This is a genomic window from Streptomyces sp. BJ20 (assembly GCF_022869105.1).
Lineage (GTDB): Bacteria > Actinomycetota > Actinomycetes > Streptomycetales > Streptomycetaceae > Streptomyces > Streptomyces griseoincarnatus.
Genome location: NZ_CP094918.1, coordinates 249,680 through 272,982, shown reverse-complemented (window position 1 = coordinate 272,982; position 23,303 = coordinate 249,680). Strand labels below are relative to the sequence as shown.

Genomic DNA, 23,303 nt, shown 5'->3' with positions numbered 1-23,303 from the left:
CTATCGAGCGGTCGCCCTTGGGACATCTCGGCTCAGCCCCCGGGACGGTTCGCCAGCCGCCATGGCATTCAATCACTTACCGGCAGGCGTGCACGACGCCTTGGCCCCATTGTCCGTCACGCCGGTGACACACTCGGTGCCGATGGCCAAGAATCACCGATCCGATCGACCCCCGACGGACACGCGATCCGGGACCGCCGCGCCGGGCGACGTCCTGGACCGGCTCGCGTCCGGAACGAGCCGGGCTTCGCGCATTACTCATACGGAGCACTTGCCCCCGCGTGCGGGTCGCCATGCCGTCTGGCCGGACCGGATCCGCGCGGAGGTGATCGCCGCGGTGCATGCCGCGGGAATCGAACACCCCTGGGCCCACCAGGCGCGGGCCGCCGAGCACGCTCTGGACGGCGACTCGGTGGTGGTCGCCACCGGCACAGCCTCCGGCAAGTCCCTCTCGTACCTGGTGCCCGTGCTGTCCACGCTGCTGGACGGGGCCGAGGCGCCGAACGGCAGGGGCGCCACCGCCCTCTACCTCGCCCCCACGAAGGCCCTCGCCGCGGACCAGTGCCGGTCCGTGAAGGAACTTTCACAGCCACTGGGCCATTCGGTGCGCGCGGCGGTCCACGACGGCGACACTCCGTTCGAGGAACGCGAATGGATCCGCCAGTACGCCAACTACGTGCTGACCAACCCCGACATGCTGCACCGGGGGATCCTGCCGTCCCACCCCCGCTGGTCCTCCTTCCTCAAGGCGCTCAAGTACGTCGTGATCGACGAGTGCCACACCTACCGGGGCGTGTTCGGCTCGCACGTCGCCCAGGTGCTGCGCCGGCTGCGGCGGCTGTGCGCCCGCTACGGCGCGTCGCCCGTGTTCCTGCTGGCCTCGGCGACCGCCGCCGAGCCTGCCGTCGCCGCCCGCCGCCTCACCGGCCTGCCCGTGGTCGAGGTCGCGGACGACGCCTCACCCCGCGGTGAACTGGTGTTCGCCCTCTGGGAGCCGCCGCTGACCGAGCTGCACGGCGAGAAGGGCGCCCCGGTGCGGCGTACCGCCACCGCCGAGGCCGCCGACCTGCTCACCGACCTCACCGTGCAGGGTGTCCGCTCGGTCGCCTTCGTCCGCTCCCGGCGCGGCGCCGAACTGATCTCCGTGATCGCCAAGGAACGCCTCGCCGAGGTCGACCGGTCCCTGACGGGGCGGGTCGCCGCCTACCGGGGCGGCTACCTCCCCGAGGAGCGCCGCGCCCTCGAACGCGCCCTGCACTCCGGCGAACTCCTCGGGCTCGCCGCCACCAACGCCCTCGAACTCGGCATGGACGTCTCCGGCCTGGATGCCGTCGTCATCGCCGGCTATCCGGGCACCCGGGCCTCCCTGTGGCAGCAGGCCGGCCGCGCGGGACGATCCGGGCAGGGCGCGCTCGCGGTGCTCGTGGCCCGCGACGACCCGCTGGACACCTTCCTCGTCCACCACCCCGAGGCGCTCTTCGACCGTCCCGTGGAGTCCACGGTCCTCGACCCCGACAACCCCTACGTCCTCGCCCCGCACCTGTGCGCGGCCGCCGAGGAACTGCCCCTCACCGAGGACGACCTGGCCCTCTTCGGCCCCACCACGGAGGAACTGCTGCCGCAGCTGGAGGCCGCGAAGCTGCTGCGCCGTCGGACGCGGGCCTGGCACTGGACGCGCCGCGAGCGGGCCGCCGACCTCACCGACATCCGCGGGGAGGGCGGGCGCCCCGTCCAGGTCGTCGAGGCGGGGACGGGCCGGCTGCTGGGCACGGTCGACGCGGGCGCCGCGCACACCAGCGTCCACGAGGGCGCGGTCCATCTGCACCAGGGCCGCACCTACGTCGTCCGCTCCCTCGACCTGGAGGACTCCGTCGCCCTGGTGGAGCAGGCCAGCCCGTCCTGGACGACGGTGGCCCGGGACACGACGTCCATCTCCGTCCTGGAGACCGACACCGAGATCCCCTGGGGCGACGGACGCCTCTGCTTCGGCTCCGTCGAGGTGACCAACCAGGTCGTCTCCTTCCTGCGGCGGCGGGTCATCACCGGCGAAGTGCTCGGCGAGACCAAACTCGACCTCCCTCCCCGTACGCTGCGCACCCGCGCCGTGTGGTGGACGGTCACCGAGGACCAGCTCGACCGGGCCCGGATCAACCCGGAGATCCTCGGCGGCGCCCTCCACGCGGCCGAGCACGCGTCGATCGGCATGCTGCCGCTCTTCGCCACCTGCGACCGCTGGGACATCGGCGGCGTCTCGGTCCCGCTGCACCCCGACACCCTGCTGCCCACGGTCTTCGTCTACGACGGCCACCCGGGTGGCGCGGGCTTCGCCGAACGCGCCTTCCACACCGCCCGCTCCTGGCTCACGGCCACCCGCCAGGCCATCGCCTCGTGCGAGTGCGAGGCCGGCTGCCCCTCCTGCATCCAGTCACCCAAGTGCGGCAACGGCAACGACCCCTTGCACAAGCGGGGCGCCGTGCGGCTCCTGGACGTGCTGCTGGAGGGGGCGCCCGAGGAGAAGACGGACGGGGCGGAGGACGGGGCCGAGGAAGGAACCGAGGAGGCGGAGGCTGTGGCGGGGGCTTCCGAGGGGAGCGGCGGCCGGCTCAGCGCGCCGGCCGAGGGGGCGGCGGAGGCTGCGCCGGACCGGGAGGTCCCGCCCGTGCCCTGACCTCCGCGCTGAACGGCCCCGCGCCGGACGCCACCGACACGTCCGACACCTCACCGGTCAACACGCACCGCACGAGCAGCGCGTCCTGGGCCCGGGCCACCCGGCCCGCCCGCGCGCACGCCTCCGCCGCACCGTGCGCCCAGTGGTCGGCGGCGGCGAGCGCCGCGAGGTCCGCGCCTCCCGCCGCCCGGTGCCGGACCACCACGGCGTGCCCCAGGGCGAGCACCACCCCGAACACCACGCACAGCACGGCGACCGCACCGACGCACCAGACGGAGGCGGAGCCGCGGTCCTGCCCCGGCGAGGCGTCGCTCACCTCACCGCGCCCACGGCCACCACCGCCTCCTCGACCGCCGCGACGGCCTCCTCCCTCAGCTCGAAGGGCAGCGCCCGCAGCATCGGTGCCCTGGCCACCACGGTCACCGTGACCTGCTCGGCGTCCCGGCCGACCGTGACCCGCGCACCGGCCGGCGCGGCCTCCCGGGTCACCTCGACCACCGCGTCCGGTGGATCCTGCCGCGCCGCCGCCCGCGCGCCTGCACGTGCCGCGTCCACACACTGGATCTGCGCGGCCACCACCATCAGCCCCCACACCAGCGCCGTCACGAACAGCACCAGCACGGGCAGCACCAACGCCGACTCCGCCGTCACGAAGCCGCGGTCGCGCCACCTGTCGCCCCGTCCACCGCGCCGTCTGCCGCGTCCCCTGTCGTCCCGTACCCCGCGCCATCTGCCGCGTCCCCGGTCACATGCGGCCATCGAGGGCCTGCTGCACGATGTTCCGCAGGGCCGTACTGACCGGGCCGCTGTTGACCACCCGGTAGAGCACCACGGCGAACGCCACCGCGGCCACGATCCCCATCGCGTACTCCGAGGTCACCATCCCGGTGTCCCTCCGCGCCCCGCGCACCCTCGCCGTCAGGGCACGCAGCCGCGCCCGCACCACCTGATACATCCGAACCTCCATACGTGCCATGTCTGTTGTCCTCGCCGGTCGTCGCCGGTCCTCGTTGTCTGCTGTCGTCCTTCGCCGTCCGCCGCGCCTCCTCACCCACCCCCGCCCAGCACCCCGCCCGCGAGCCCGATCACCACGGGCAGGACGCCGACGGCGATGAAGGCGGGCAGGAAGCACAGACCCACCGGCGCGCTGATCAGGACCGCCGCCCGCCGGGCCCGCGTGGTCGCCGCGCGGGACCACGCGGCCCGCGACTCGGCGGCGAGCCGGCCCACCGGTGCGGCGAGCGGAAGGCCCGACACGTCGGCCCGCTCCAGCAACCGGGCCAGCGGGACCGCGCCGGGTAGGGCGGCCAGCCGGCGCCAGGCCTCCCCAGGCTCACCGCCGAGCCGCACCTCCGCGGCGCCCCGCACCAGGGCCTCCCCGACCGGGCCGCCCAGGGTCTCCCCGACGGCCTGCGCCGCCGGTACCGGTCCGGCGCCCGCCGCGATGCAGGCGGACAGCAGGTCGGCGGCGAGCGGGAGTTGGCGGGCCGCCAAAGCCGAGTCGGGCGCGCTCCCGTCAGGGGCCGCCCGCGTCTGCCGCCGGCGCCACCGCCACAGTCCCGCCGCCAGGACCAGTCCCAGCCCGACACCGCCGATCCCGCCCACCGTCACCAACCCGGCGCCCACCACCGCCACGTACGGCAGCCCGCCGCGCGCGGTCCTGAGCAGCGGGAGGCGCACTCCCGTCCTTCGCCGCTCCCGGGCCGCGAGCGCGCCGAGTCGCCGCCGTGTCCGACGCTCGTGCCGGAGGCGGCGCCACCAGGCCCACGCCACCATGAGCACGGCGGCGACTCCCACGACCGTCCCCAGCCTGTGGACGACGTCATCACTCATGGCGCCGCCTCCTCGGCCCCGCGCATGATCCGCAGCGCCCACCACAGGCCCAGCCCTTCCAGCACCCCGCCGGCCGCCAGACAGACCGTCCCCGACGGCGTGTGCAGCAGGACGTGCAGCGGATCGGCGCCCAGGGCCGCGCCCAGCGCCAGCCCGACCACCGGGAGCCCCGCGAGCATCACCGCCGTGGTGCGGGCCCCGGACAACTGGGCGCGCAGGTCGGCCCGCTGGTCCCGCTCGGCGCGCAGGGCCGCTTCCAGCCGGTCGAGGCCGTCCGCGAGTCCCGCGCCCTGGTCCACCGCCACCCGCCAGCACGCGGCGAGTCCGCGCAGTCCCTCGGCGCCGGGCTGCCGGGCGGCCGCCGTGAGCGCGCCCGGCACGTCGCCGCCGAACCGCGCGGCCGCCAGCACGGCCGCCTGGTGGTCGCCGAGCCCTTCGGAGTCCCGGGCGGCCGGCAGCAAGGCCTCGCCCGGCTGCCGTCCCGCCCGTAACTCCCCGGCGAGCGCCCCGCACAGCGCGACCACCGCGTCCGCGCGGCCGTCCCGCTCCTTGCGCGCCGCGGCCGCCCGCCGCACCCTGCGCAGCACAGGCACCCCGGCCGCCCCCGCGACGACCGGCAGCACCGACGCCCCGAGGACCGCCAGCACCACGCCGACGGCCAACGACACCCACTCGACGCGAAGTCGCGCCCGAAGCCGGTCCGCCGCCGGTGCGAGAAGCGGCCGTCCCGCCGAACCCCCGTCGTCCCCGGTGAGCGCCCGCGCCCGCCTGGCCTCCCCGTGTCCGCCGCCCAGCATCCAGGCCGCCGTCCCCAGGCACGCCACCGCACCCACCGTCGTCCCGCTCACCCCGCTCATGCGCCGACCGCCTCTCGCCCCGCCCGGGCCTCCTCGTCGCGCGCGGCGCGCAGCAGATGCCGCAGGCGCGGCCAGGCGGGCTCGGCGACGAAGGTCTCCGGTCCCCACCGCAGCGCCGGGGCCGTCCGCACCAGCCCCGAAGGGTCGCGTTCCAGGACGTGCACCTCGGCGATACGCCGTCTGCCGCTGCGGTCCCGCACCAGGTGCAGCACCACCGACAGCGCGGCCGCGAGCTGGCTGTGGAGGGCGAACCGGTCGAGGCCCGCCGCCGTGCCGAGCGCCTCCAGCCGGGCGGGGACGTCGCTCGCCGCGTTGGCGTGCACCGTGCCGGAGCCGCCGTCATGTCCCGTGTTGAGCGCGGCGAGCAGATGCACCACCTCGGGCCCGCGCACCTCGCCCACGACGAGTCGGTCCGGCCTCATCCGCAGGGCCTGGCGCACCAGGTCCTCCAGGGTCACCAGTCCCGCGCCCTCCTGGTTGGCGGGCCGGGTCTCCAGCCGCACGACATGGGGGTGGTCGGGCCGCAGCTCGGCCGAGTCCTCCGCGAGCACGATCCGCTCGTCCGGCCCCACCAGGCCCAGCAGAGCGCTGAGCAGGGTGGTCTTGCCGGTGCCCGTGCCGCCGCTGACCAGGAAGGACAGCCGGGCGTCCATCAGGGCCCGCAGTACCTGGTCCCCGCCCGGTGGCACCGTCCCGGCGGCCACCAGTTCGTCGAGGGTGAAGGCGCGAGGCCGTACGACCCGCAGGGACAGGCAGGTGCCGCCCACCGCGACGGGCGGCAGCACCGCGTGCAGCCGGGTGCCGTCGGGGAGCCGGGCGTCCACCCAGGGCCGCGCGTCGTCCAGGCGCCGGCCGGCCACCGCGGCGAGCCGCTGCGCCAGGCGCCGCACGGACGGCTCGTCCGGGAAGGAGACCGAGGTGAGCGTCAGGCCCCCGCCGCGGTCCACCCAGACCCGGTCCGGCGCGGACACCAGCACGTCGGTCACGGTCGGGTCGGACAGCAGCCGCTCCAGCGGTCCGCTGCCGACCAGCTCGGACCGCAGCTGCTCGGCCGCGCCGAGCACTTCCGCGTCGCCGAGCACCCGGCCCTGTTCGCGCAGGGCCTGCGCCACCCGCGCGGGCGTCGGCTCGGCGCCGCTCTCGGCCAGCCACCGCCGCACACCGTCGAGCAGCCCGGGAGGCATCGCCGCCCCGGTCGTCCGCGTGCCGCTCATGCCGCCCTCGCCTCCACCAGCGCGCGGTCCCAGAACTCGCGGCAGAAACGGGCCAGCGGGCCCCGTCCCGTCACACCGGGCGGACGTCCCGTGCCGTACGGGCGCTGGAGGGCCGGTTCGACGGGCACGTCACCGACGAGGGGCAGGCCGAGCAGCCGGGCCACCTCCTGGCCGTGCAGGCCCGGTGCGTACGGCCCCCGGACGGCGACGCGCAGGTCGCGCAGGACCATGCCCACGGCGGAGGCGACGCGGCCGGCCGCCGCGACGGCGCGGAGCTCGGCGGGGACCACGAGGAGCGCGAGGTCGAGCTGGGCGAGGACCTCGGCGACGCCCTCGTCGACGCGTCGCGGCAGGTCGACGACGACGGCTCCGCCGCCGCGCCGGGCGGCGGCGAGGACCGCGCGCACGGCCCGGGGCGGCACCGAGAGACAGTCGCCGCGGTCCCAGCTGAGCACCCGCAGCGAGTGCAGCTCGGGCAGTGACTCCTCCAGCGCGCCGCCGCCGACCCGGCCGTGCGACGACGCGAAGGCCGGCCAGCGCAGCCCTTTCGCGGTCTCGCCGCCGAGCGCCACGTCCAGCCCGCCGCCCAGCGGGTCGGCGTCCACCAGCAGGGTGCGCAACCCTTCGCGGGCGGAGGTCACGGCGAGGGCGCACGCCAGGGTGGACGCGCCCGCGCCGCCCCGGCCGCCGATGACGCCGACGGTCAGCGCGGGCCGTCCGACGCCTTCGGCGACGTCGGCGATGCGGTCGACGAGCCATTGCTCGCCGTCGGGCAGCATCAGCACGTGGTCGGCGCCGATCTCGACGGCACGCCGCCACACGCCGGGGTCGTCCTGGTCGCGGCCGACCAGCACCACCCCCTGTCTGCGGGGCACGCCGCGGGCCCGCCGGGCGGCGTCGTCACCGACCAGGACCAGGGGCGCGGCCTCCCAGCTCCCGCGCGGCCCGGGCAGCCCGTGGTGGACCTCCGGTGTGGCGCCGGCGGCCGCGCACAGGCGCAGCAGGTCGTCGAGGAGACCCGTGTCCTCGGTGACGATCAGCGGTGCGCCCGGCCGGTTCCCTCCGGGCGGCGGGTCGTGTGTGACGGTTCCGGTCATGTCGTCCCCAGTGCTCCCTACCTCGCGCGGCCCTCGGGCCCCGCCGGTTCCAGGTGTGGGAGGACCGCGCTGCGGCCTCCCGCGGACCGGCCGGAGGAAACCGGCCGGGCGCGTCCCGGCCGAGCGCAAGCGGGTGTGCACTCGCGGCGATCGGGACGCGTGGGAATGACAGTGCAGCGGTCCCGGAAATCGTGGGGATCTTGGTGAAAACCGTGGACAGGGCGATGGCTGTGAATATCGCGGTCACCCATACCGGTGAGACCGCCACGGCGTCTGTGCGCCAACCGCGGAGCAGCCCGAGCGCTACCCTCCGTCACCAGTCACGCACATGACAATCAATTCCTCATGCGGACCCGCACGGGAGGAAGAAGAAGAGAAAGCGGCGGAAAACGCGTCCGGACATGCGACGACCCCCGCCGGGGGGGAGAGCGGGGGTCGTCCCCACGGCCGACTCGGGGGGGGAGGAGTCGGACCGGGTTAGCACGGTCGCGAACGATCCGTGACTTCCATGGTGTACCCGAGGGCCCTCTCAGGCAAACCCACGCGCCACACACTACGCCGAATGGGCTGCGCCTATGCTCAAGGGCGTGGAAAACCACTTGTCGCCCCGCACAGCCGCCTTCTTCGACCTGGACAAGACGGTCATTGCGAAGTCGAGCACACTCACCTTCAGCAAGTCCTTCTACCAAGGCGGACTGATCAACCGCAGGGCCGTTCTGCGGACCGCGTACTCCCAGTTCGTGTTCCTCGCCGGCGGCGCGGATCACGACCAGATGGAACGGATGCGGAAGTACCTGTCCGCGCTGTGCCGCGGATGGAACGTCGATCAGGTCAAGGAGATCGTCGCCGAGACCCTCCACGACCTGATCGACCCGATCATCTACGACGAGGCCGCCACCCTCATCGAGGAGCACCACACCGCCGGCCGGGACGTGGTGATCGTGTCCACCTCGGGCGCCGAGGTGGTCGAGCCGATCGGCGAGCTGCTGGGCGCCGACCGGGTCGTGGCCACACGCATGGTGGTGGGCGACGACGGCTGCTTCACCGGCGAGGTCGAGTACTACGCGTACGGCCCGACCAAGGCGGAGGCGGTCCGGGAGCTGGCCGCGTCCGAGGGCTACGACCTGTCCCGCTGCTACGCCTACAGCGACTCGGTGACCGACATCCCGATGCTGGAGGCCGTCGGGCATCCCCACGCCGTGAACCCGGACCGCGCGCTGCGCCGGGAAGCGCTGGCGCGCGAGTGGCCGATCCTCGATTTCCACCGTCCGGTGCGGCTGAAGCAGCGTTTCCCGGCGTTCTCCGTACCGCCGCGTCCCGCTCTTGTCGCGGCGGCCGCGATAGGTGCGGCGGCGGCCACCGCGGGCCTTGTCTGGTACGCGAGCCGACGCCGCTCGACTGTCGCCTGAACGTACTTCCCTCTTCGCCGCGCGTCCCCGTTCCGGGACGCGTTCGCCATTTCGGCGTCCGTTTACTGCTTGTTTGAGCCCAAAAGTAAAGGAACGCGGCCAGGACTTCCCCTCTCCGTGAAGCCGGAGTACAAAGGAGTTGACGGCCCGCGAGACCAAGGACGTCCGAGAGGACGACCTCCAGAACGCTTTAGGCCCCACGGACCGCGCATGGAAACCGCGCACCCACGCGACGTCGACCCGTCGATTACGGGCCAGCCGCACCAGGCCGGGCAAAGTCCCCGGCCTGATGGGTACACATCGAGGACGCTTGGTAACGCGGTGGACATGCCAGCGGCGGTACGAGTATTCGTACCGCCGCATTCTCGCGCGGAGCCCCTCCGCCCCGGCCCGCGTGCCCCTTCGGCCGGTCAGGCGGCTCCGCGCTGCAGCGCCTCGCACACCGCCGTGGACTCGCGCGCGCCCAGCGTCACGGCCCGCCCGCAGTGGGCGATCCAGGCGGCCATGCCCTCCGCCGTGCCGGACAGATAGCCCCGCAGCGCCTCCCGATAGGCGTCCTGGCCCAGCTCGGCGTGGCCGACCTCGGCGGGGCACACCGACTTGGGGTCCAGGCCGCTGCCGACCAGGACGATCCGCTCGGCCGTGCGCGCGACCAGGCCGTTGTGCGACGTGAAGGGACGCAGCGCGAGCAGCTCGCCGTGCACCACGGCGGCCGTCACCAGCGCCGGCGCGGAACCGCCCGCGATGACGATCTCGGCCAGGCCCTCCAGGCGGCCGTGCATCTCGTCGGCGCCCGGCAGGGGCAGGTCGGTCAGGGGCTCGTCGACCGGCTCGCCCGCCCGGCGGGGCCGGCCCACGTGCTCGGCCTTGTCGGCAGCGGCGACCAGGTGCAGCCGCGCCAGCACCCGCAGCGGCGACTGCCGCCAGATCGACAGCAGCTGACCCGCCTCGGCCGTCAGCCGCAGCGCGGCGCCCACGGTGCGCGCCTCGGCGTCGCCGCTGAAGTCGCTGCGCCGCCGCACCTCCTCCAGAGCCCAGTCGGCGCCGGACAGCGCCGCCGAACCCCGGGCTCCGCGTAGGGCCGCCTCGGAGGTGATCTCGTTGCTGCGCCGCCGCATGACCCGGTGCCCGTAGACCCGGTCCACGGCCTTGCGCACGGACTCCACGGAGTCGGCCACACCGGGCAGGTCGCCCAGGGCCGCGAGGGGATCGGCGGTCGCGCCCGTCGTACTCATGAGTACGACCCTACGCACCTCGGACGCCCGCCCCACGATGGAGTGGTCTTCTTCACGCCCTACTGTGACATACAGCTATCAACGCACTACGCTTCGTGAACATGAAAATTGCTTTCGTTGGGAAGGGCGGGAGCGGAAAGACGACTCTGTCCTCCCTGTTCATCCGTCACCTCGCGGCCGAGGGCGCCCCGGTGGTCGCCGTGGACGCCGACATCAACCAGCACCTCGGGGCCGCGCTGGGCCTGGACGAGCCCGAGGCCGCCGCCCTCCCCGCGATGGGAGAGCACCTCCGGCTGATCAAGGACCACCTGCGCGGCAGCAACCCGCGCATCGCGTCCGCCGACACAATGATCAAGACGACCCCGCCCGGCGAGGGCTCCCGGCTGCTGCGGGTCCAGGAGGACAACCCGGTCTACGACGCCTGCGCGCGTCCCGTGGAGCTGGACGGCGGCACGGTCCGCCTGATGGTCACCGGCCCCTTCACCGACGCCGACCTGGGGGTCGCCTGCTACCACTCCAAGACCGGGGCGGTGGAGCTCTGCCTGAACCACCTGGTGGACGGCCCCGGCGAGTACGTCGTGGTCGACATGACGGCCGGCTCGGACTCCTTCGCGTCCGGCATGTTCACCCGCTTCGACATGACGTTCCTGGTCGCCGAGCCGACCCGGAAGGGTGTCTCCGTCTACCGCCAGTACAAGGACTACGCCCGTGACTTCGGCGTGGCGCTGAGGGTCGTCGGCAACAAGGTGCAGGGCCCGGACGACCTCGACTTCCTGCGCGCGGAGGTCGGGGACGACCTGCTGGTGACCGTGGGCCACTCGGACTGGGTGCGGGCCATGGAGAAGGGCCGCCCGCCGCGGTTCGCCGCGCTGGAAGGGTCCGACCGGCTCGCCCTGCGCACACTGCGCGAGGCGGCCGACGCGACGTACGAGCGGCGGGACTGGGAGCGGTACACGCGCCAGATGGTGCACTTCCACCTCAAGAACGCCCAGTCCTGGGGGAACGAGCGAACCGGGGCCGACCTGGCGGCGCAGGTCGACCCCGGTTTCGTGCTCGGCGAGAGCGTCACCGCCGGGGCCTGAGCCTCACTCCTTCGGCGCGGGGGAGCCCGGCGCACCCTTGGGAGCCGGGGCGGGGCCGGAGGCCAGGAAGGTCTTCCAGCCCTTCTTCGGGGCCTCTCCGACACCCAGCGAGCGCAGCTTCTCCAGGGTCGCCGGGTCCTGCGCGTCCAGCCAGTCCACCAACTGGCGGAAGGAGACGCACCGCACGTCGGACTTGGTGCACACCGTCTCGATGACCTCCTCGACGGCCCGCATGTACGTGCCGCCATTCCAGGACTCGAAGTGGTTGCCGATGATCAGGGGCGCCCTGTTGCCGTTGTAGGCGCGCTCGAAGCCCTGGAGCAGGCCGTCCCGCATCTGGTCGCCCCACATCTCGTGCTTGGAGGGGTCGCCCTGGGTGGTGGTGCCGGACTGGTTGACCATGAAGTTGTAGTCCATGGTGAGCTGCTCGAAGGAGTGCCCGGGGAAGGGCACGAGCTGCATCGACACGTCCCACAGCCCGGACTTCTTCTCGGGCCAGACCTGGTTGTTGACACCGCTGGTGTCGTAGCGGAAGCCCAGCTCCCGGGCGGCCTTCATGAAGTTCTTCTGCCCTTCCAGGCAGGGCGTACGGGCGCCGATGAGCTCCTTGTCGTAGTCGAAGGGCAGCGGGGCCTCGTTCTCCATGCCCGCGTTGGTCTTCCAGGTCTTCACGAACTGCTTGGCCTGGGCGATCTCCTCCTTCCACTCCTCGACCGACCACTCGCCGACCCCGCCGTCGCCGCCGCAGAAGTGGCCGTTGAAGTGGGTGCCGATCTCGTTGCCCTCGAGCCAGGCCAGGCGCAGCTGCTTCACGGTGTCGGCGATGCCCTGCTGGTCGTTGAAGCCGATGTCGGACCGGCCCGGCGAGTGCTGCGGCGGGTTGTACAGGTCGCGCTTCTCCTCCGGCAGGAGGTACACGCCGCTGAGGAAGTACGTCATGGTCGCGTCGTTCTCCTTGGCGACCTTGCGGAAGTGGGAGAACAGCTTCTGGCTGTCCTCGCCCGCGCCGTCCCAGGAGAACACCACGAACTGCGGAGGCTTCTCGCCGGGCTTCAGCCGCTCCGGCTTCGGCAGGTGCGGCTGGGCGCCGGTGTAGGCGGTGGAGCCGTCGCCGATCAGCCGGACGACGTTCTTGGGCGCGGGGGCCGGCTGCGCCTTCTCCTTTTCCGGCCCGCCCTGCCCACCTCCGCCGCCGGTTCCGCAGCCGGCGAGCGTGGCGAGGCAGACCGCGGTGATCACGGTGCCCGTGGCGATCCTGTGGGTGGCGGCCATTCGCCCACCTTCTTCCTTCTCTCGGGCCGAGCTCGATGAGGCGTTGTGCGGTGCCGGGCCGGTCCATGCCGACCGCGCCGTCAACGTCGCACGGAAAGAAGAAGTGAATTAATACGACAAGCCGATGAAATGGCTACTTCATCCCTCAGAGTGATGCCTGCCGCCATTTGCCCGGAAAGTCTATGCCGGTCCTTTACTCGCAATTACGATCTGTTTACTGAGAGTTGCCATCCCGCCGTTCTGGGGCCGTTCCCCACGGCCGCGACCGCTCCGCCCGAGCGGGCCCCCACCGTCACGCGACCGCGCAGACCCGAAGGAGACGGGAGTCCATGTCAGCCTGCGTTCCCGCCGGCGCCACCGAATCGGCGCACATCGAGCGAGCCCATCCCCCGCACAGCCCGCCACCCGGCCGCCGTCGCCGCTTCCGCGTCGCGGGCGCCGACCTCTCGGCCGCCGTGGCGGTCTTCCTCATCGCCCTTCCCCTGTCCCTCGGCATCGCCCTCGCCACCGGCGCGCCCCTCCAGGCCGGCCTGGTCGCCGCAGCCGTGGGCGGGCTCGTCGCCGGACGGCTCGGCGGCTCCCCGCTCCAGGTGAGCGGCCCCGCGGCGGGACTCACGGTCGTCACCGCCGACCTCATCCACCAGTACGGCTGGCGCACCACCTGCGCCATCACCGTCCTCGCCGGCGTCGCCCAGCTCGGCCTCGGCTGCCTGCGCGTGGCACGCGCGGCCCTCGCCGTGAGCCCCGCGATCGTGCACGGCATGCTCACGGGCATCGGCGTCACCATCGCAGTCGCCCAGGCGCACATCGTCCTCGGGGGCGAGCCGCAGAGCTCCGTACCCGACAACCTCCGCGCGCTGCCAGCGCAGTTGGCGCGTCTCGACACCGCCGCTCTCGCGGTGAGCGTGCTGACGCTGGCCGTCCTGCTGCTCTGGCCCCGGCTGCCCGGCCGCGCCGGACACCTGCTGCGCCGGATGCCCGCCGCACTGGTCGCCGTCACGGGCGCCACCGCGGTCGCCGCGGCGGCCGGCCTGGTGCTGCCCGTGGTGGACCTGCCGTCGTGGCACAGCCACGCGCTGGCCGGGCTGCCCGACGGTCCGGTGCTCGGTCTCGTCGCGGCCGTGCTGACCACGACGCTGGTGTGCAGCGTGCAGTCGCTGCTCGGCGCGACGGCCGTGGACAAGCTGGCCGCCGCCCGCCCCGGTGCGGGGCACGTCGTCCGCTCCGACCTGGACCGGGAGCTGCTCGGCCAGGGCGCGGCCAACGTGGTCTCCGGCACGCTCGGCGGTCTGCCCGTGGCCGGCGTCGCCGTCCGCAGCACGGCCAACGTCCACGCGGGCGCCGTCAGCCGCAACTCCACGATCATCCACGGCGCCCTGGTGGTGGCGGCCGCGCTGCTGCTGGTCCCGCTGCTGGAGCTCATCCCGCTCGCCGCGCTCGCCGCGCTCGTCATGGCCGTCGGCCTGCGCATGGTGTCCCTGCACCACATCCGCACGGTGACGCGCCACCGCGAGGTCCTGGTCTACGCCGTCACCGCCCTCGGGGTGATCTCCCTCGGGGTGCTGGAGGGAGTGGCGCTCGGCATCGCCGTGGCCGTGGGCGTGGCCCTGCACCGGCTCACCCGGACCCGGATCACCCACGAGGAGGAGAACGGCGTCCACCACGTGCACGTCCGCGGGCAGTTGACGTTCCTCGCGGTGCCGCGGCTCAGCCGGGCCCTGCACCTCGTCCCCCAAGGCGCGGACGTGGTGGTGTCGTTGAACGGGTCCTTCATGGACCACGCCGCGTACGAGACGCTGCAGGACTGGCAGAGCACGCACACCGCGCGCGGCGGCACCGTGGAGATCACCGGCCGGCGCACCGGAGTGCGGATCGCCGAACCCGGCGAGCTCGCCACCGAACCGGCGCACGGCGGGGAGTCCGGCACCTCCGGCGACTGCCGCTGCCGCCCCTGGACGGCCTGGCGCAACCACCAGTGCGAGCGGCCCTCCCCCGCCCCGGACATCGCGGCCGGGCCGGACGGGACGCCCGGGGCCGACGAGGGGGATCGCGGGACCGACCCGGCGTCGAGCGCCCCGGCCCGCGGACGCACCCCGAGCGGCCGTCAACTGGTGCGCGGACTCAGCACGTTCCAGCGCCGCACGGCACCCCTGGTGCGCGGTGAGCTGGCCCGGCTGGCGCGGGAGGGGCAGCAGCCGTCGCAGCTGTTCCTGACGTGTGCCGACTCCCGGGTGGTCACCTCGATGATCACCTCCAGTGGCCCCGGCGACCTGTTCGTGGTGCGCAACGTCGGCAATCTCGTGCCGCCGCCCGGAGTGGAGAGCGGCGACGACTCGGTGGCCGCCGCCATCGAGTACGCCGTCGACGTGCTGGCGGTGCGGTCGATCACGGTGTGCGGCCACTCGGGATGCGGCGCCATGCAGGCCCTGCTCGGCTCCCGCCCCGGCTCCCCCGCCGTCACGCCGCTCGGCCGCTGGCTGCGGCACGGCGGGCCGAGCCTGGAGCGGCTGCGCGACCCCGGTGCGCCCGCGCCCCGACTGGCCGGGCGGGCCCCCGCGGACGACGTCGAGCGACTCTGCCTGACCAACGTGGTGCAGCAGCTGGAGCACCTGCGTGCCCACGAGGCGGTCGCCCGCGCCCTGGAGGAAGGGAGCCTCGAACTGCACGGGGTGTACTTCCACGTGGGTGAGGCACAGGCATACCTCCTCGCGGAGCAGGAGGGGGCAAGGGTCTTCGACCGGGTACGCGAGGTGGATCTGGTGGTGTGACGCGCGCCAGGTGTGAGAGGCGTTACACCACTTGAACCAGGTTGCCCGGCGCCCCGTGGGAAGGGGTGTCGGGCAACCGCACGACACGAGCCCGACAGGTCTAAACCAATTTCCCGTCGACCCTTGTCAGCGTGCCCCCAGGTCTGATGAGCTGTGGCCTGGGACACAACGGACACCCTGGGAAAGGCAGATGCCGTGAGCAATGAAAGCCTGGCCAACCTCCTGAAGGAGGAGCGACGCTTCGCACCCCCCGCCGACCTGGCCGCGAACGCCAACGTCACGGCGGAGGCGTATGAACAGGCCAAGGCTGACAGGCTCGGCTTCTGGGCCGAGCAGGCCCGCCGGCTGACCTGGGCCAAGGAGCCCACCGAGACCCTCGACTGGTCGAACCCGCCGTTCGCCAAGTGGTTCCAGGACGGCGAGCTCAACGTCGCCTACAACTGTGTCGACCGGCACGTCGAGGCCGGGCACGGCGACCGGGTCGCGATCCACTTCGAGGGCGAGCCGGGCGACAGCCGCGCCATCACCTACGCCCAGCTCAAGGACGAGGTCTCCAAGGCCGCCAACGCCCTGCTGGAGCTGGGTGTCCGCAAGGGCGACCGGGTCGCCGTCTACATGCCGATGATCCCCGAGACCGCCGTCGCGATGCTGGCCTGCGCCCGCATCGGCGCCGCGCACTCGGTCGTCTTCGGCGGCTTCTCGGCGGACGCCCTCGCCACCCGCATCCAGGACGCCGACGCGCGGGTCGTCATCACGTCCGACGGCGGCTACCGGCGTGGCAAGCCCTCCGCCCTGAAGCCGGCCGTGGACGAGGCCGTCAGCCGCGTGGAGAGCGTGGAGCACGTCCTCGTCGTCCGCCGCACCGGCCAGGACGTCGCCTGGACCGAGGGCCGCGACGTGTGGTGGCACGACGTGGTCGACCGCCAGAGCAGCGAGCACACCCCGGAGGCGTTCGGCGCCGAGCACCCGCTGTTCATCCTCTACACCTCGGGCACCACGGGTAAGCCGAAGGGCATCCTGCACACCTCCGGCGGCTACCTGACCCAGACGTCGTACACGCACTGGTCGGTGTTCGACCTCAAGCCGGAGACCGACGTGTACTGGTGCACGGCGGACGTCGGCTGGGTCACCGGGCACTCGTACATCGTCTACGGGCCGCTCGCCAACGGCGCCACGCAGGTCATGTACGAGGGCACGCCGGACACGCCCCACCAGGGCCGCTTCTGGGAGATCGTGCAGAAGTACGGCGTGACGATCCTCTACACGGCGCCCACCGCGATCCGGACGTTCATGAAGTGGGGCGACGACATCCCCGCGAAGTTCGACCTGTCGTCGCTGCGGGTGCTCGGTTCCGTCGGTGAGCCGATCAACCCCGAGGCGTGGATCTGGTACCGCAAGAACATCGGCGCGGACCGCACCCCGGTCGTCGACACGTGGTGGCAGACCGAGACCGGCGGCATCATGATCTCCCCGCTGCCGGGCGTGACCTCCGCCAAGCCCGGCTCCGCCCAGACCCCGCTGCCGGGCATCTCCGCCACGGTCGTGGACGACGAGGCGAACGAGGTGCCCAACGGCGGTGGCGGTTACCTGGTGCTGACCGAGCCGTGGCCGTCGATGCTGCGCACCATCTGGGGCGACGACCAGCGGTTCATCGACACCTACTGGTCGCGCTTCGAGGGCAAGTACTTCGCCGGTGACGGCGCGAAGAAGGACGACGACGGCGACATCTGGCTGCTCGGCCGGGTCGACGACGTGATGCTGGTGTCCGGCCACAACATCTCCACCACGGAGGTCGAGTCCGCGCTGGTCTCCCACCCGTCGGTCGCCGAGGCGGCCGTGGTGGGCGCCGCGGACGAGACGACCGGCCAGGCGATCGTCGCCTTCGTCATCCTGCGCGGCACCGCGGCGGAGACCGAGGACCTCGTCGGCGAGCTGCGCAACCACGTGGGCACCACGCTCGGCCCGATCGCCAAGCCGAAGCGGATCCTGCCGGTGGCCGAGCTGCCGAAGACCCGCTCCGGCAAGATCATGCGGCGTCTGCTGCGGGACGTCGCGGAGAACCGCCAGCTCGGCGACGTCACCACGCTGACGGACTCCACGGTCATGGACCTCATCCAGGCGAAGCTTCCGGCTGCGCCGAGCGAGGACTGACCGGCACCCCTGCCCGCGCACGGGCGACGGCGGCGGGCCCAAGCCCGCCGGCACCCGTCCGGCCCAGTGCACCGCCGCCCGTGCCCCTGCTCGTGGGGGCACGGGCGGCGTCCTGTGCGGCGGGTCCCCGCCCTGTGAGCCAAACCACGTCAGGCCCCGCGCGGCGGCCGGGCGCGGCTGGGCGCACCCGCCCGCCGGTCACCATCTCCGCAGGTCAGGGCCCACGACCCCGCCCGTTGCCCTGCCAGGGGCCCGTCGGCCGCTCCGCGCCCGGGTCGCTGATGCTGCTGGTGCGGTCCGTGAGCACGTTAGCTAAGCTAAAGAACGGCAAAAAGTAATCTCATGGGGCGCCGGGAAGTCTGGTCGGCACACGATTTGTGCTGCCCGTCTACCAGAGGACATGCCTGTGAGCGCCCCTACCCCTTCCCCCCGCAAGACCTTCGGCCGGCTCTCCCTGCCCGAGCGGAACTTCGTCGCGGAGGCCCTGCGCACGGAGACCGTCGGCGGCGTCCTGCTGCTGCTCGCCGCCGTCGCCGCGCTGGTGTGGGCGAACATACCCGCACTGGGTGACAGCTACGAGACGGTGAGCCACTGGCACTTCGGCCCCTCCTCGCTCGGACTGGACCTGTCCGTCGCGCACTGGGCGGCCGACGGCCTGCTCGCGATCTTCTTCTTCGTCGCCGGCGTCGAACTCAAGCGGGAACTCGTCGCGGGTGACCTGCGCGACCCGAAGGCCGCCGCCCTGCCGGTCGTCGCCGCCCTGTGCGGCATGATCGCGCCCGCGCTGGTCTACGCGGTCACGGCCGGAGTGGGCGGCGGCTCCCTCGCCGGCTGGGCCGTGCCCACCGCCACCGACATCGCGTTCGCGCTGGCCGTGCTCGCCGTCATCGGCACCTCGCTGCCCAGCGCGCTGCGCGCCTTCCTGCTCACCCTCGCGGTCGTCGACGACCTGTTCGCGATCCTGATCATCGCGATCTTCTTCACCGACCAGCTGAACTTCGCCGCACTCGGCGGCGCGGTGGCGGGCCTGGCCCTCTTCTGGCTGCTGCTGCGCAAGCGGGTGCGCGGCTGGTACCTGTACGTTCCGCTGGCCCTGGTCATCTGGGGGCTGATGTACAACAGCGGCATCCACGCCACCATCGCCGGTGTCGCCATGGGCCTGATGCTGCGCTGCCACCGTGAGGAGGGCGAGGAGCACTCGCCCGGAGAGCACATCGAGCACCTGGTCCGGCCGGTGTCGGCCGGTTTCGCCGTGCCGATGTTCGCGCTGTTCAGCGCCGGTGTCGCGGTCTCCGGTGATGCCCTCGGCAAGGTGTTCACGCAGCCCGAGACGCTCGGCGTCGTCCTCGGCCTGGTCGTCGGCAAGACGCTCGGCATCTTCGGCGGCACATGGCTGACGTCCCGGTTCACCCGCGCCTCCCTCAGCGACGACCTGGCCTGGGGGGACGTGTTCGCGGTGGCCGCCCTCGCCGGTATCGGCTTCACCGTGTCGCTGCTCATCGGCGAGCTGGCCTTCGAGGACGACGCGACGATGAGCGGCAGTGTGAAGGCCGCCGTCCTCACCGGTTCACTCCTCGCCACCGTCCTGGCGACCGTCCTGCTGAAGATCAGGAACGCCAGGTACCGCAAGTTGACCGAGGAGGAGGAGCGGGACGAGGACCTCAGCGGGGTACCGGACGTCTACGAGCAGGACGACCCGGAGTACCACCTCCGTATGGCCAGCATCCTGGAGAAGAAGGCCGCCGAGCACCGGCGGCTCGCCAAGGAGAAGGCCGCCGCACGCGACGCGCTTGCACAACTGCCGGGCGGGGCAGGCGATCGGCACGACGGTCCGGCATGATCTGACGGGACGGTACAAACGAACGGGACCGTCCCGCGCAGGCACGACGGACGTACGCGAGGCGTACGGAGAAGAGGGAGACCGCGATGAGCGCACCCGACGGCAGCCCGGTCGGCGCCGAACGCAGCATCGGCCAGTTGTTCGCCACGGCGACGGCGGAGATGTCGGCGCTGGTGCACGACGAGATCGCGCTGGCGAAGGCGCAGCTCAGGCAGGACGTGAAGCGGGGCGCGACCAGCGGCGGCGCGTTCACGGCGGCGGGCGTGCTGCTGTTGTTCTCCCTGCCGATGCTGAACTTCGCGCTCGCCTACGGCATCCGCACCTGGAGCGGCTGGAACCTGGCGGTGTGCTTCCTGCTGTCCTTCGCGGCGAACTGCCTCGTCGCCGGGCTCCTCGCCCTCATCGGCGTCGTCTTCGCCAAGAAGGCCAAGAAGGGCCGCGGCCCGCAGAAGGTCGCCGCCTCGGTGAAGGAGACGGCCGGCGTGCTGCAGAAGGCCAAGCCGCACCCGCGTCCGGCCCTCCCCGCGCACCGTGGCCCCGAGGCCATCGAGGCTGTGGCACGCTCGTCCTCATGACGGACCCCGCCACTCCTTCGGCGCAACCTGCATCGGTCGTACGCCTGGACCTCCCGGACGCCCCGGGACTCGTCCACCGGGACGTCGCCGCCAATGGCGCCCGCTTCCACATCGCGGAGCTGGGCGACGGCCCGCTGGTGCTGCTGCTGCACGGCTTCCCCCAGTTCTGGTGGACCTGGCGGCACCAGCTCACGGCGCTCGCCGGCGCCGGGTTCCGGGCCGTCGCCATGGACCTGCGGGGCGTAGGTGGCAGCGACCGCACCCCGCGCGGCTACGACCCGGCCAACCTCGCGCTGGACATCACCGGCGTGATCCGCTCCCTGGGCGAGCCGGACGCCGCGCTCGTCGGCCACGACCTGGGCGGCTATCTCGCCTGGACGGCCGCGGCGATGCGCCCCAAGCTCGTCCGGCGGCTCGCGGTGTCCTCGATGCCGCACCCGCGGCGCTGGCGCTCCTCGATGCTCGCCGACGCCCGGCAGACGGCCGCGCAGTCGCACATCTGGGGCTTCCAGCGGCCCTGGATCCCGGAGCGCCGGCTCACCGCGGACGACGGGGCGATGGTGGCGCGGCTCATCCAGGAGTGGTCGGGGCCGCAACCGCCCGACGAGAAGGTCCTGGAAACCTACCGGCGGGCCATGTGCATCCCGTCCACGGCGCACTGCTCGATCGAGCCGTACCGGTGGATGGTGCGGTCGCTGGCCCGCCCTGACGGCATCCAGTTCAACCGCAGGATGAAGCGCCCGGTGCGGGTGCCGACGCTGCATCTGCACGGCTCGCTGGACCCGGTGGTGCGCACGCGCAGCGCGGCGGGTTCGGGGCAGTACGTCGAGGCGCCGTACCGCTGGCGGCTGTTCGACGGGCTGGGGCACTTCCCGCACGAGGAGGACCCGGTGGCCTTCTCGACCGAGCTGATCAACTGGCTGAAGGATCCCGAGCCGGACCGGTGACGGGTCACCGGTCATACGAACGCCAATTGCCTGGCGCATAGGCCAATTGGCGGCCCCTCAGGCGGTTATCGACCTTGGGGCGGGGGCACACGTCCGGGTATGGGCTGGACGCACGACTACAGTGACGCAAGCCGCAATCGCCGCTCGGCGAGCGGTGTGGGCTCCCACCAGCGAGGCGGTGCACCACAGATGGCAGCTACGGATCTCAGGGTCGGCATCCCGCGCATTCTCCGCCGCCGTGCGCGCTGGGTATCGGTCCGGCTCCGTCACCCGCGGGGCTGACGGTCCGACCGGCCGTTCCTGACGTCCCGGCAGCTCCGGTTTCCGCTCAGAGCGCGCACTTGTCGCTGTCCACCTCCTGGGCGGCGCTGCGGCCCCTGGCGATGTCCTCGCGGATCTCGTCCACGGTCAGCGCGTATCCCGTCTGGGCGTCGTCCAGCGACTTCGCGAAGATGACGCCGTAGACCTCACCCTCGGGGGTGAGGAGCGGGCCGCCGGAGTTGCCCTGACGGACCGTCGCGAACAGCGAGTACACGTCGCGGCGCACCGTGCCGCGGTGGTAGATGTCGGGGCCGTTGGCCGTGATGCGCCCCCGCAGCCGTGCCGCGCGGACGTCGTACGCGCCGTTCTCCGGGAAGCCGGCGACGATCGCGCTGTCCCCGCTGCCCGCGTCCTCGGTGGCGAACCGCAGCGCGGGCGCGTCCATGTCGGGCACGTCGAGCACGGCGATGTCGCGCTTCCAGTCGTACAGGACGACCGTGGCGTCGTACGTGCGGCCCTCGCCGCCTATCTGCACGACCGGCTCGTCGACGCCGCCCACCACATGGGCGTTGGTCATGACGCGCCGGTCGTCGAAGACGAAGCCGGTGCCCTCCAGGACCTTGCCGCAGCTCGTCGCCGTGCCCGTCACCTTGACGATGGAGCGCTGCGCGCGGGCGGCGACAGGGCTGCCCGCGAGCGCCGGGTCGGGCGGACGGACGTCCGTGATGGGCTCGTTGGCGAACGGGCTGAAGACCTGCGGGAAGCCGTTCTGAGCGAGGACGGACGAGAAGTCGGCGAACCAGATGTCCGCCTGGTCCGGCAGTGCGCGGGAGACGCCGAGCAGGACCTTGGAGCCGCGCACCTCCTTGCCGAGCGTCGGCAGCGTCGTCCCGGCGAGGGCGGAGCCGATCAGCCAGGCGACCAGGAGCATCGCGACGACGTTGACGAGGGCCCCGCCGGTGGCGTCGAGGGCGCGGGCCGGGGACCAGGTGATGTACCGGCGCAGCTTGTTGCCCAGATGGGTGGTCAGGGCCTGGCCTACGGAGGCGCAGACTATGACGACCACGACCGCCACGACGGCGGCGGTGGTGCCCACCTCGGAGTTGTCCGTCATCGCGTCCCAGATGACGGGCAGCGTGTAGACGGCGACGAGGCCGCCCCCGAGGAATCCGACCACCGACAGGATGCCGACGACGAAGCCCTGTCGGTATCCGACCACGGCGAACCACACGGCTGCCACCAGCAGCAGGATGTCCAGCACGTTCACCGATTCACGCCTCGCCTCGTCCTACGCAGCACGGCGCCCACCCTGTCACGCCCTCCAGTCCAGCGGGACCTGCTTGTCCCGATCCCAGGGACGCTCCCAGCCCGCGAAGTGCAGCAACCGGTCGATGACCCCCGCGGTGAACCCCCACACGAGGGCCGATTCGACCAGGAACGCGGGTCCGTGGAAGCCGCTGGGGTGGATCGCGGTCGCACGGTTGTCCGGGTGGGTGAGATCGGCCACGGGCACGGTGAACACCCGCGCCGTCTCGTTCGGATCGACGACGCCGACCGGGGTGGGCTCGCGCCACCAGCCGAGCACGGGCGTCACGACGAAGCCGCTGACAGGGATGTAGAGCCTCGGCAGCACGCCGAAGAGCTGCACGCCGGACGGGTCGAGCCCGGTCTCCTCCTCGGCCTCGCGCAGCGCCGCCCGCAGCGGTCCTTCACCCTGCGGGTCGCCGTCCTCGGGGTCGAGGGCGCCGCCCGGGAAGGACGGCTGCCCGGCGTGCGAGCGCAGCGAACTGGCCCGCTCCATGAGCAGCAGCTGGGGTCCGCGCTCGTCCTCACCGAAGAGGATCAGAACGGCCGACTGCCGTCCCGAGCCGTCCTCGGGCGGCAGGAAGCGGCTCAGCTGTGTGGGCCGGACCGTCTCGGCGGCGCGGACCACAGGGTCCAGCCACGCGGGCAGCCCGTCCCTGCTCAGGGCCACCGGGCCCCCCTGCGTCCCACTCGTGCGCGTCATGCCCACCCCCGTCGTCCGGCCCCGTCCCACGCGTCCAACGCGCGACGTTCCCGAGATCGTTCCGGGGCACGCGAGGGCTCCCGGCC

20 protein-coding genes are annotated in these 23,303 nt (G+C 72.9%); 9 read left to right on the top strand and 11 right to left on the bottom strand.

The annotated features are described in order from the left end of the window. Nucleotides 1-61: 61 nt before the first annotated feature. Complete coding sequence (locus tag MTR79_RS01340; protein WP_244788816.1) at nucleotides 62-2,668, top strand: DEAD/DEAH box helicase; 2,607 nt, start codon at nucleotides 62-64, stop codon at nucleotides 2,666-2,668. On the opposite strand, the gene MTR79_RS01335 is transcribed toward MTR79_RS01340, so the two are convergent. The 7 genes from MTR79_RS01335 to ssd form a co-directional block, all read right to left on the bottom strand. Next, nucleotides 2,604-2,984, bottom strand: a complete 381-nt coding sequence (locus MTR79_RS01335; protein WP_086705505.1) for an Rv3654c family TadE-like protein — start codon at nucleotides 2,982-2,984, stop codon at nucleotides 2,604-2,606. The genes MTR79_RS01340 and MTR79_RS01335 overlap by 65 nt on opposite strands. Beyond that, a complete protein-coding gene (locus MTR79_RS01330; RefSeq protein ID WP_244788814.1) occupies nucleotides 2,981-3,427 on the bottom strand; it encodes a TadE family type IV pilus minor pilin in 447 nt (148 codons plus the stop codon). Before MTR79_RS01330 ends, MTR79_RS01335 begins: the two co-directional genes overlap by 4 nt. After that, nucleotides 3,414-3,623: a DUF4244 domain-containing protein gene (locus MTR79_RS01325; protein WP_048457243.1), complete on the bottom strand. Its 210-nt coding sequence runs from the start codon at nucleotides 3,621-3,623 to the stop codon at nucleotides 3,414-3,416. Before MTR79_RS01325 ends, MTR79_RS01330 begins: the two co-directional genes overlap by 14 nt. A gap of 92 nt (nucleotides 3,624-3,715) precedes the next feature. Beyond that, entirely contained in the window at nucleotides 3,716-4,501 is a 786-nt protein-coding gene (locus MTR79_RS01320) for a type II secretion system F family protein (RefSeq protein WP_189363859.1), read from the bottom strand. Beyond that, nucleotides 4,498-5,358, bottom strand: a complete 861-nt coding sequence (locus tag MTR79_RS01315) for a type II secretion system F family protein (protein WP_189363858.1) — start codon at nucleotides 5,356-5,358, stop codon at nucleotides 4,498-4,500. Before MTR79_RS01315 ends, MTR79_RS01320 begins: the two co-directional genes overlap by 4 nt. Then, nucleotides 5,355-6,572 carry a TadA family conjugal transfer-associated ATPase gene (locus MTR79_RS01310; RefSeq protein WP_244788812.1) on the bottom strand — a complete coding sequence of 406 codons (1,218 nt, stop codon included), beginning with the start codon at nucleotides 6,570-6,572 and terminating at the stop codon, nucleotides 5,355-5,357. The genes MTR79_RS01315 and MTR79_RS01310 overlap by 4 nt, the downstream gene beginning before the upstream one ends. Continuing rightward, nucleotides 6,569-7,669: a septum site-determining protein Ssd gene (ssd, locus tag MTR79_RS01305; RefSeq protein WP_244788810.1), complete on the bottom strand. Its 1,101-nt coding sequence runs from the start codon at nucleotides 7,667-7,669 to the stop codon at nucleotides 6,569-6,571. Before ssd ends, MTR79_RS01310 begins: the two co-directional genes overlap by 4 nt. 575 nt (nucleotides 7,670-8,244) lie before the next feature. Between ssd and MTR79_RS01300 the strand changes: the two genes are divergently transcribed. After that, a complete protein-coding gene (locus tag MTR79_RS01300; protein ID WP_086704966.1) occupies nucleotides 8,245-9,078 on the top strand; it encodes an HAD-IB family hydrolase in 834 nt (277 codons plus the stop codon). Between the two features lie 410 nt (nucleotides 9,079-9,488). On the opposite strand, the gene MTR79_RS01295 is transcribed toward MTR79_RS01300, so the two are convergent. Further along, nucleotides 9,489-10,313: an oxidoreductase gene (locus MTR79_RS01295; RefSeq protein ID WP_086704967.1), complete on the bottom strand. Its 825-nt coding sequence runs from the start codon at nucleotides 10,311-10,313 to the stop codon at nucleotides 9,489-9,491. A gap of 101 nt (nucleotides 10,314-10,414) precedes the next feature. Here MTR79_RS01295 and MTR79_RS01290 point away from each other — a divergent pair, with 101 nt between their 5' ends. Continuing rightward, nucleotides 10,415-11,395: an ATP-binding protein gene (locus MTR79_RS01290; protein ID WP_244788808.1), complete on the top strand. Its 981-nt coding sequence runs from the start codon at nucleotides 10,415-10,417 to the stop codon at nucleotides 11,393-11,395. A 3-nt stretch (nucleotides 11,396-11,398) separates the two neighbouring features. Here MTR79_RS01290 and MTR79_RS01285 read toward each other — a convergent pair whose 3' ends face one another. Further along, nucleotides 11,399-12,667 carry a hypothetical protein gene (locus MTR79_RS01285; protein WP_086704969.1) on the bottom strand — a complete coding sequence of 423 codons (1,269 nt, stop codon included), beginning with the start codon at nucleotides 12,665-12,667 and terminating at the stop codon, nucleotides 11,399-11,401. Nucleotides 12,668-12,996: 329 nt separating this feature from the next. Here MTR79_RS01285 and MTR79_RS01280 point away from each other — a divergent pair, with 329 nt between their 5' ends. The 6 genes from MTR79_RS01280 (at nucleotide 12,997) to MTR79_RS01255 (ending at nucleotide 21,230) form a co-directional block, all read left to right on the top strand. Then, nucleotides 12,997-15,435, top strand: a complete 2,439-nt coding sequence (locus tag MTR79_RS01280; protein ID WP_244788806.1) for a SulP family inorganic anion transporter — start codon at nucleotides 12,997-12,999, stop codon at nucleotides 15,433-15,435. 195 nt (nucleotides 15,436-15,630) lie between these two features. Then, nucleotides 15,631-17,586: an acetate--CoA ligase gene (gene acs / locus MTR79_RS01275; RefSeq protein WP_086704971.1), complete on the top strand. Its 1,956-nt coding sequence runs from the start codon at nucleotides 15,631-15,633 to the stop codon at nucleotides 17,584-17,586. A 406-nt stretch (nucleotides 17,587-17,992) separates the two neighbouring features. After that, nucleotides 17,993-19,426: a Na+/H+ antiporter NhaA gene (nhaA, locus tag MTR79_RS01270; protein WP_244788804.1), complete on the top strand. Its 1,434-nt coding sequence runs from the start codon at nucleotides 17,993-17,995 to the stop codon at nucleotides 19,424-19,426. A gap of 86 nt (nucleotides 19,427-19,512) precedes the next feature. Next, a complete protein-coding gene (locus tag MTR79_RS01265) occupies nucleotides 19,513-20,001 on the top strand; it encodes a phage holin family protein (RefSeq protein ID WP_086703670.1) in 489 nt (162 codons plus the stop codon). Beyond that, a complete protein-coding gene (locus MTR79_RS01260) occupies nucleotides 19,998-20,948 on the top strand; it encodes an alpha/beta hydrolase (RefSeq protein WP_086703672.1) in 951 nt (316 codons plus the stop codon). The genes MTR79_RS01265 and MTR79_RS01260 overlap by 4 nt, the downstream gene beginning before the upstream one ends. A gap of 99 nt (nucleotides 20,949-21,047) precedes the next feature. After that, the gene (locus tag MTR79_RS01255) at nucleotides 21,048-21,230 is read left to right on the top strand and encodes a hypothetical protein (RefSeq protein WP_078492825.1); all 183 of its coding nucleotides are present in this window, start codon (nucleotides 21,048-21,050) and stop codon (nucleotides 21,228-21,230) included. Nucleotides 21,231-21,276: 46 nt separating this feature from the next. Here MTR79_RS01255 and MTR79_RS01250 read toward each other — a convergent pair whose 3' ends face one another. Beyond that, a complete protein-coding gene (locus MTR79_RS01250) occupies nucleotides 21,277-22,476 on the bottom strand; it encodes a MarP family serine protease (protein WP_244788802.1) in 1,200 nt (399 codons plus the stop codon). Nucleotides 22,477-22,521: 45 nt separating this feature from the next. Then, entirely contained in the window at nucleotides 22,522-23,217 is a 696-nt protein-coding gene (locus MTR79_RS01245; protein WP_086703689.1) for a CoA pyrophosphatase, read from the bottom strand. Nucleotides 23,218-23,303 lie beyond the last annotated feature (86 nt).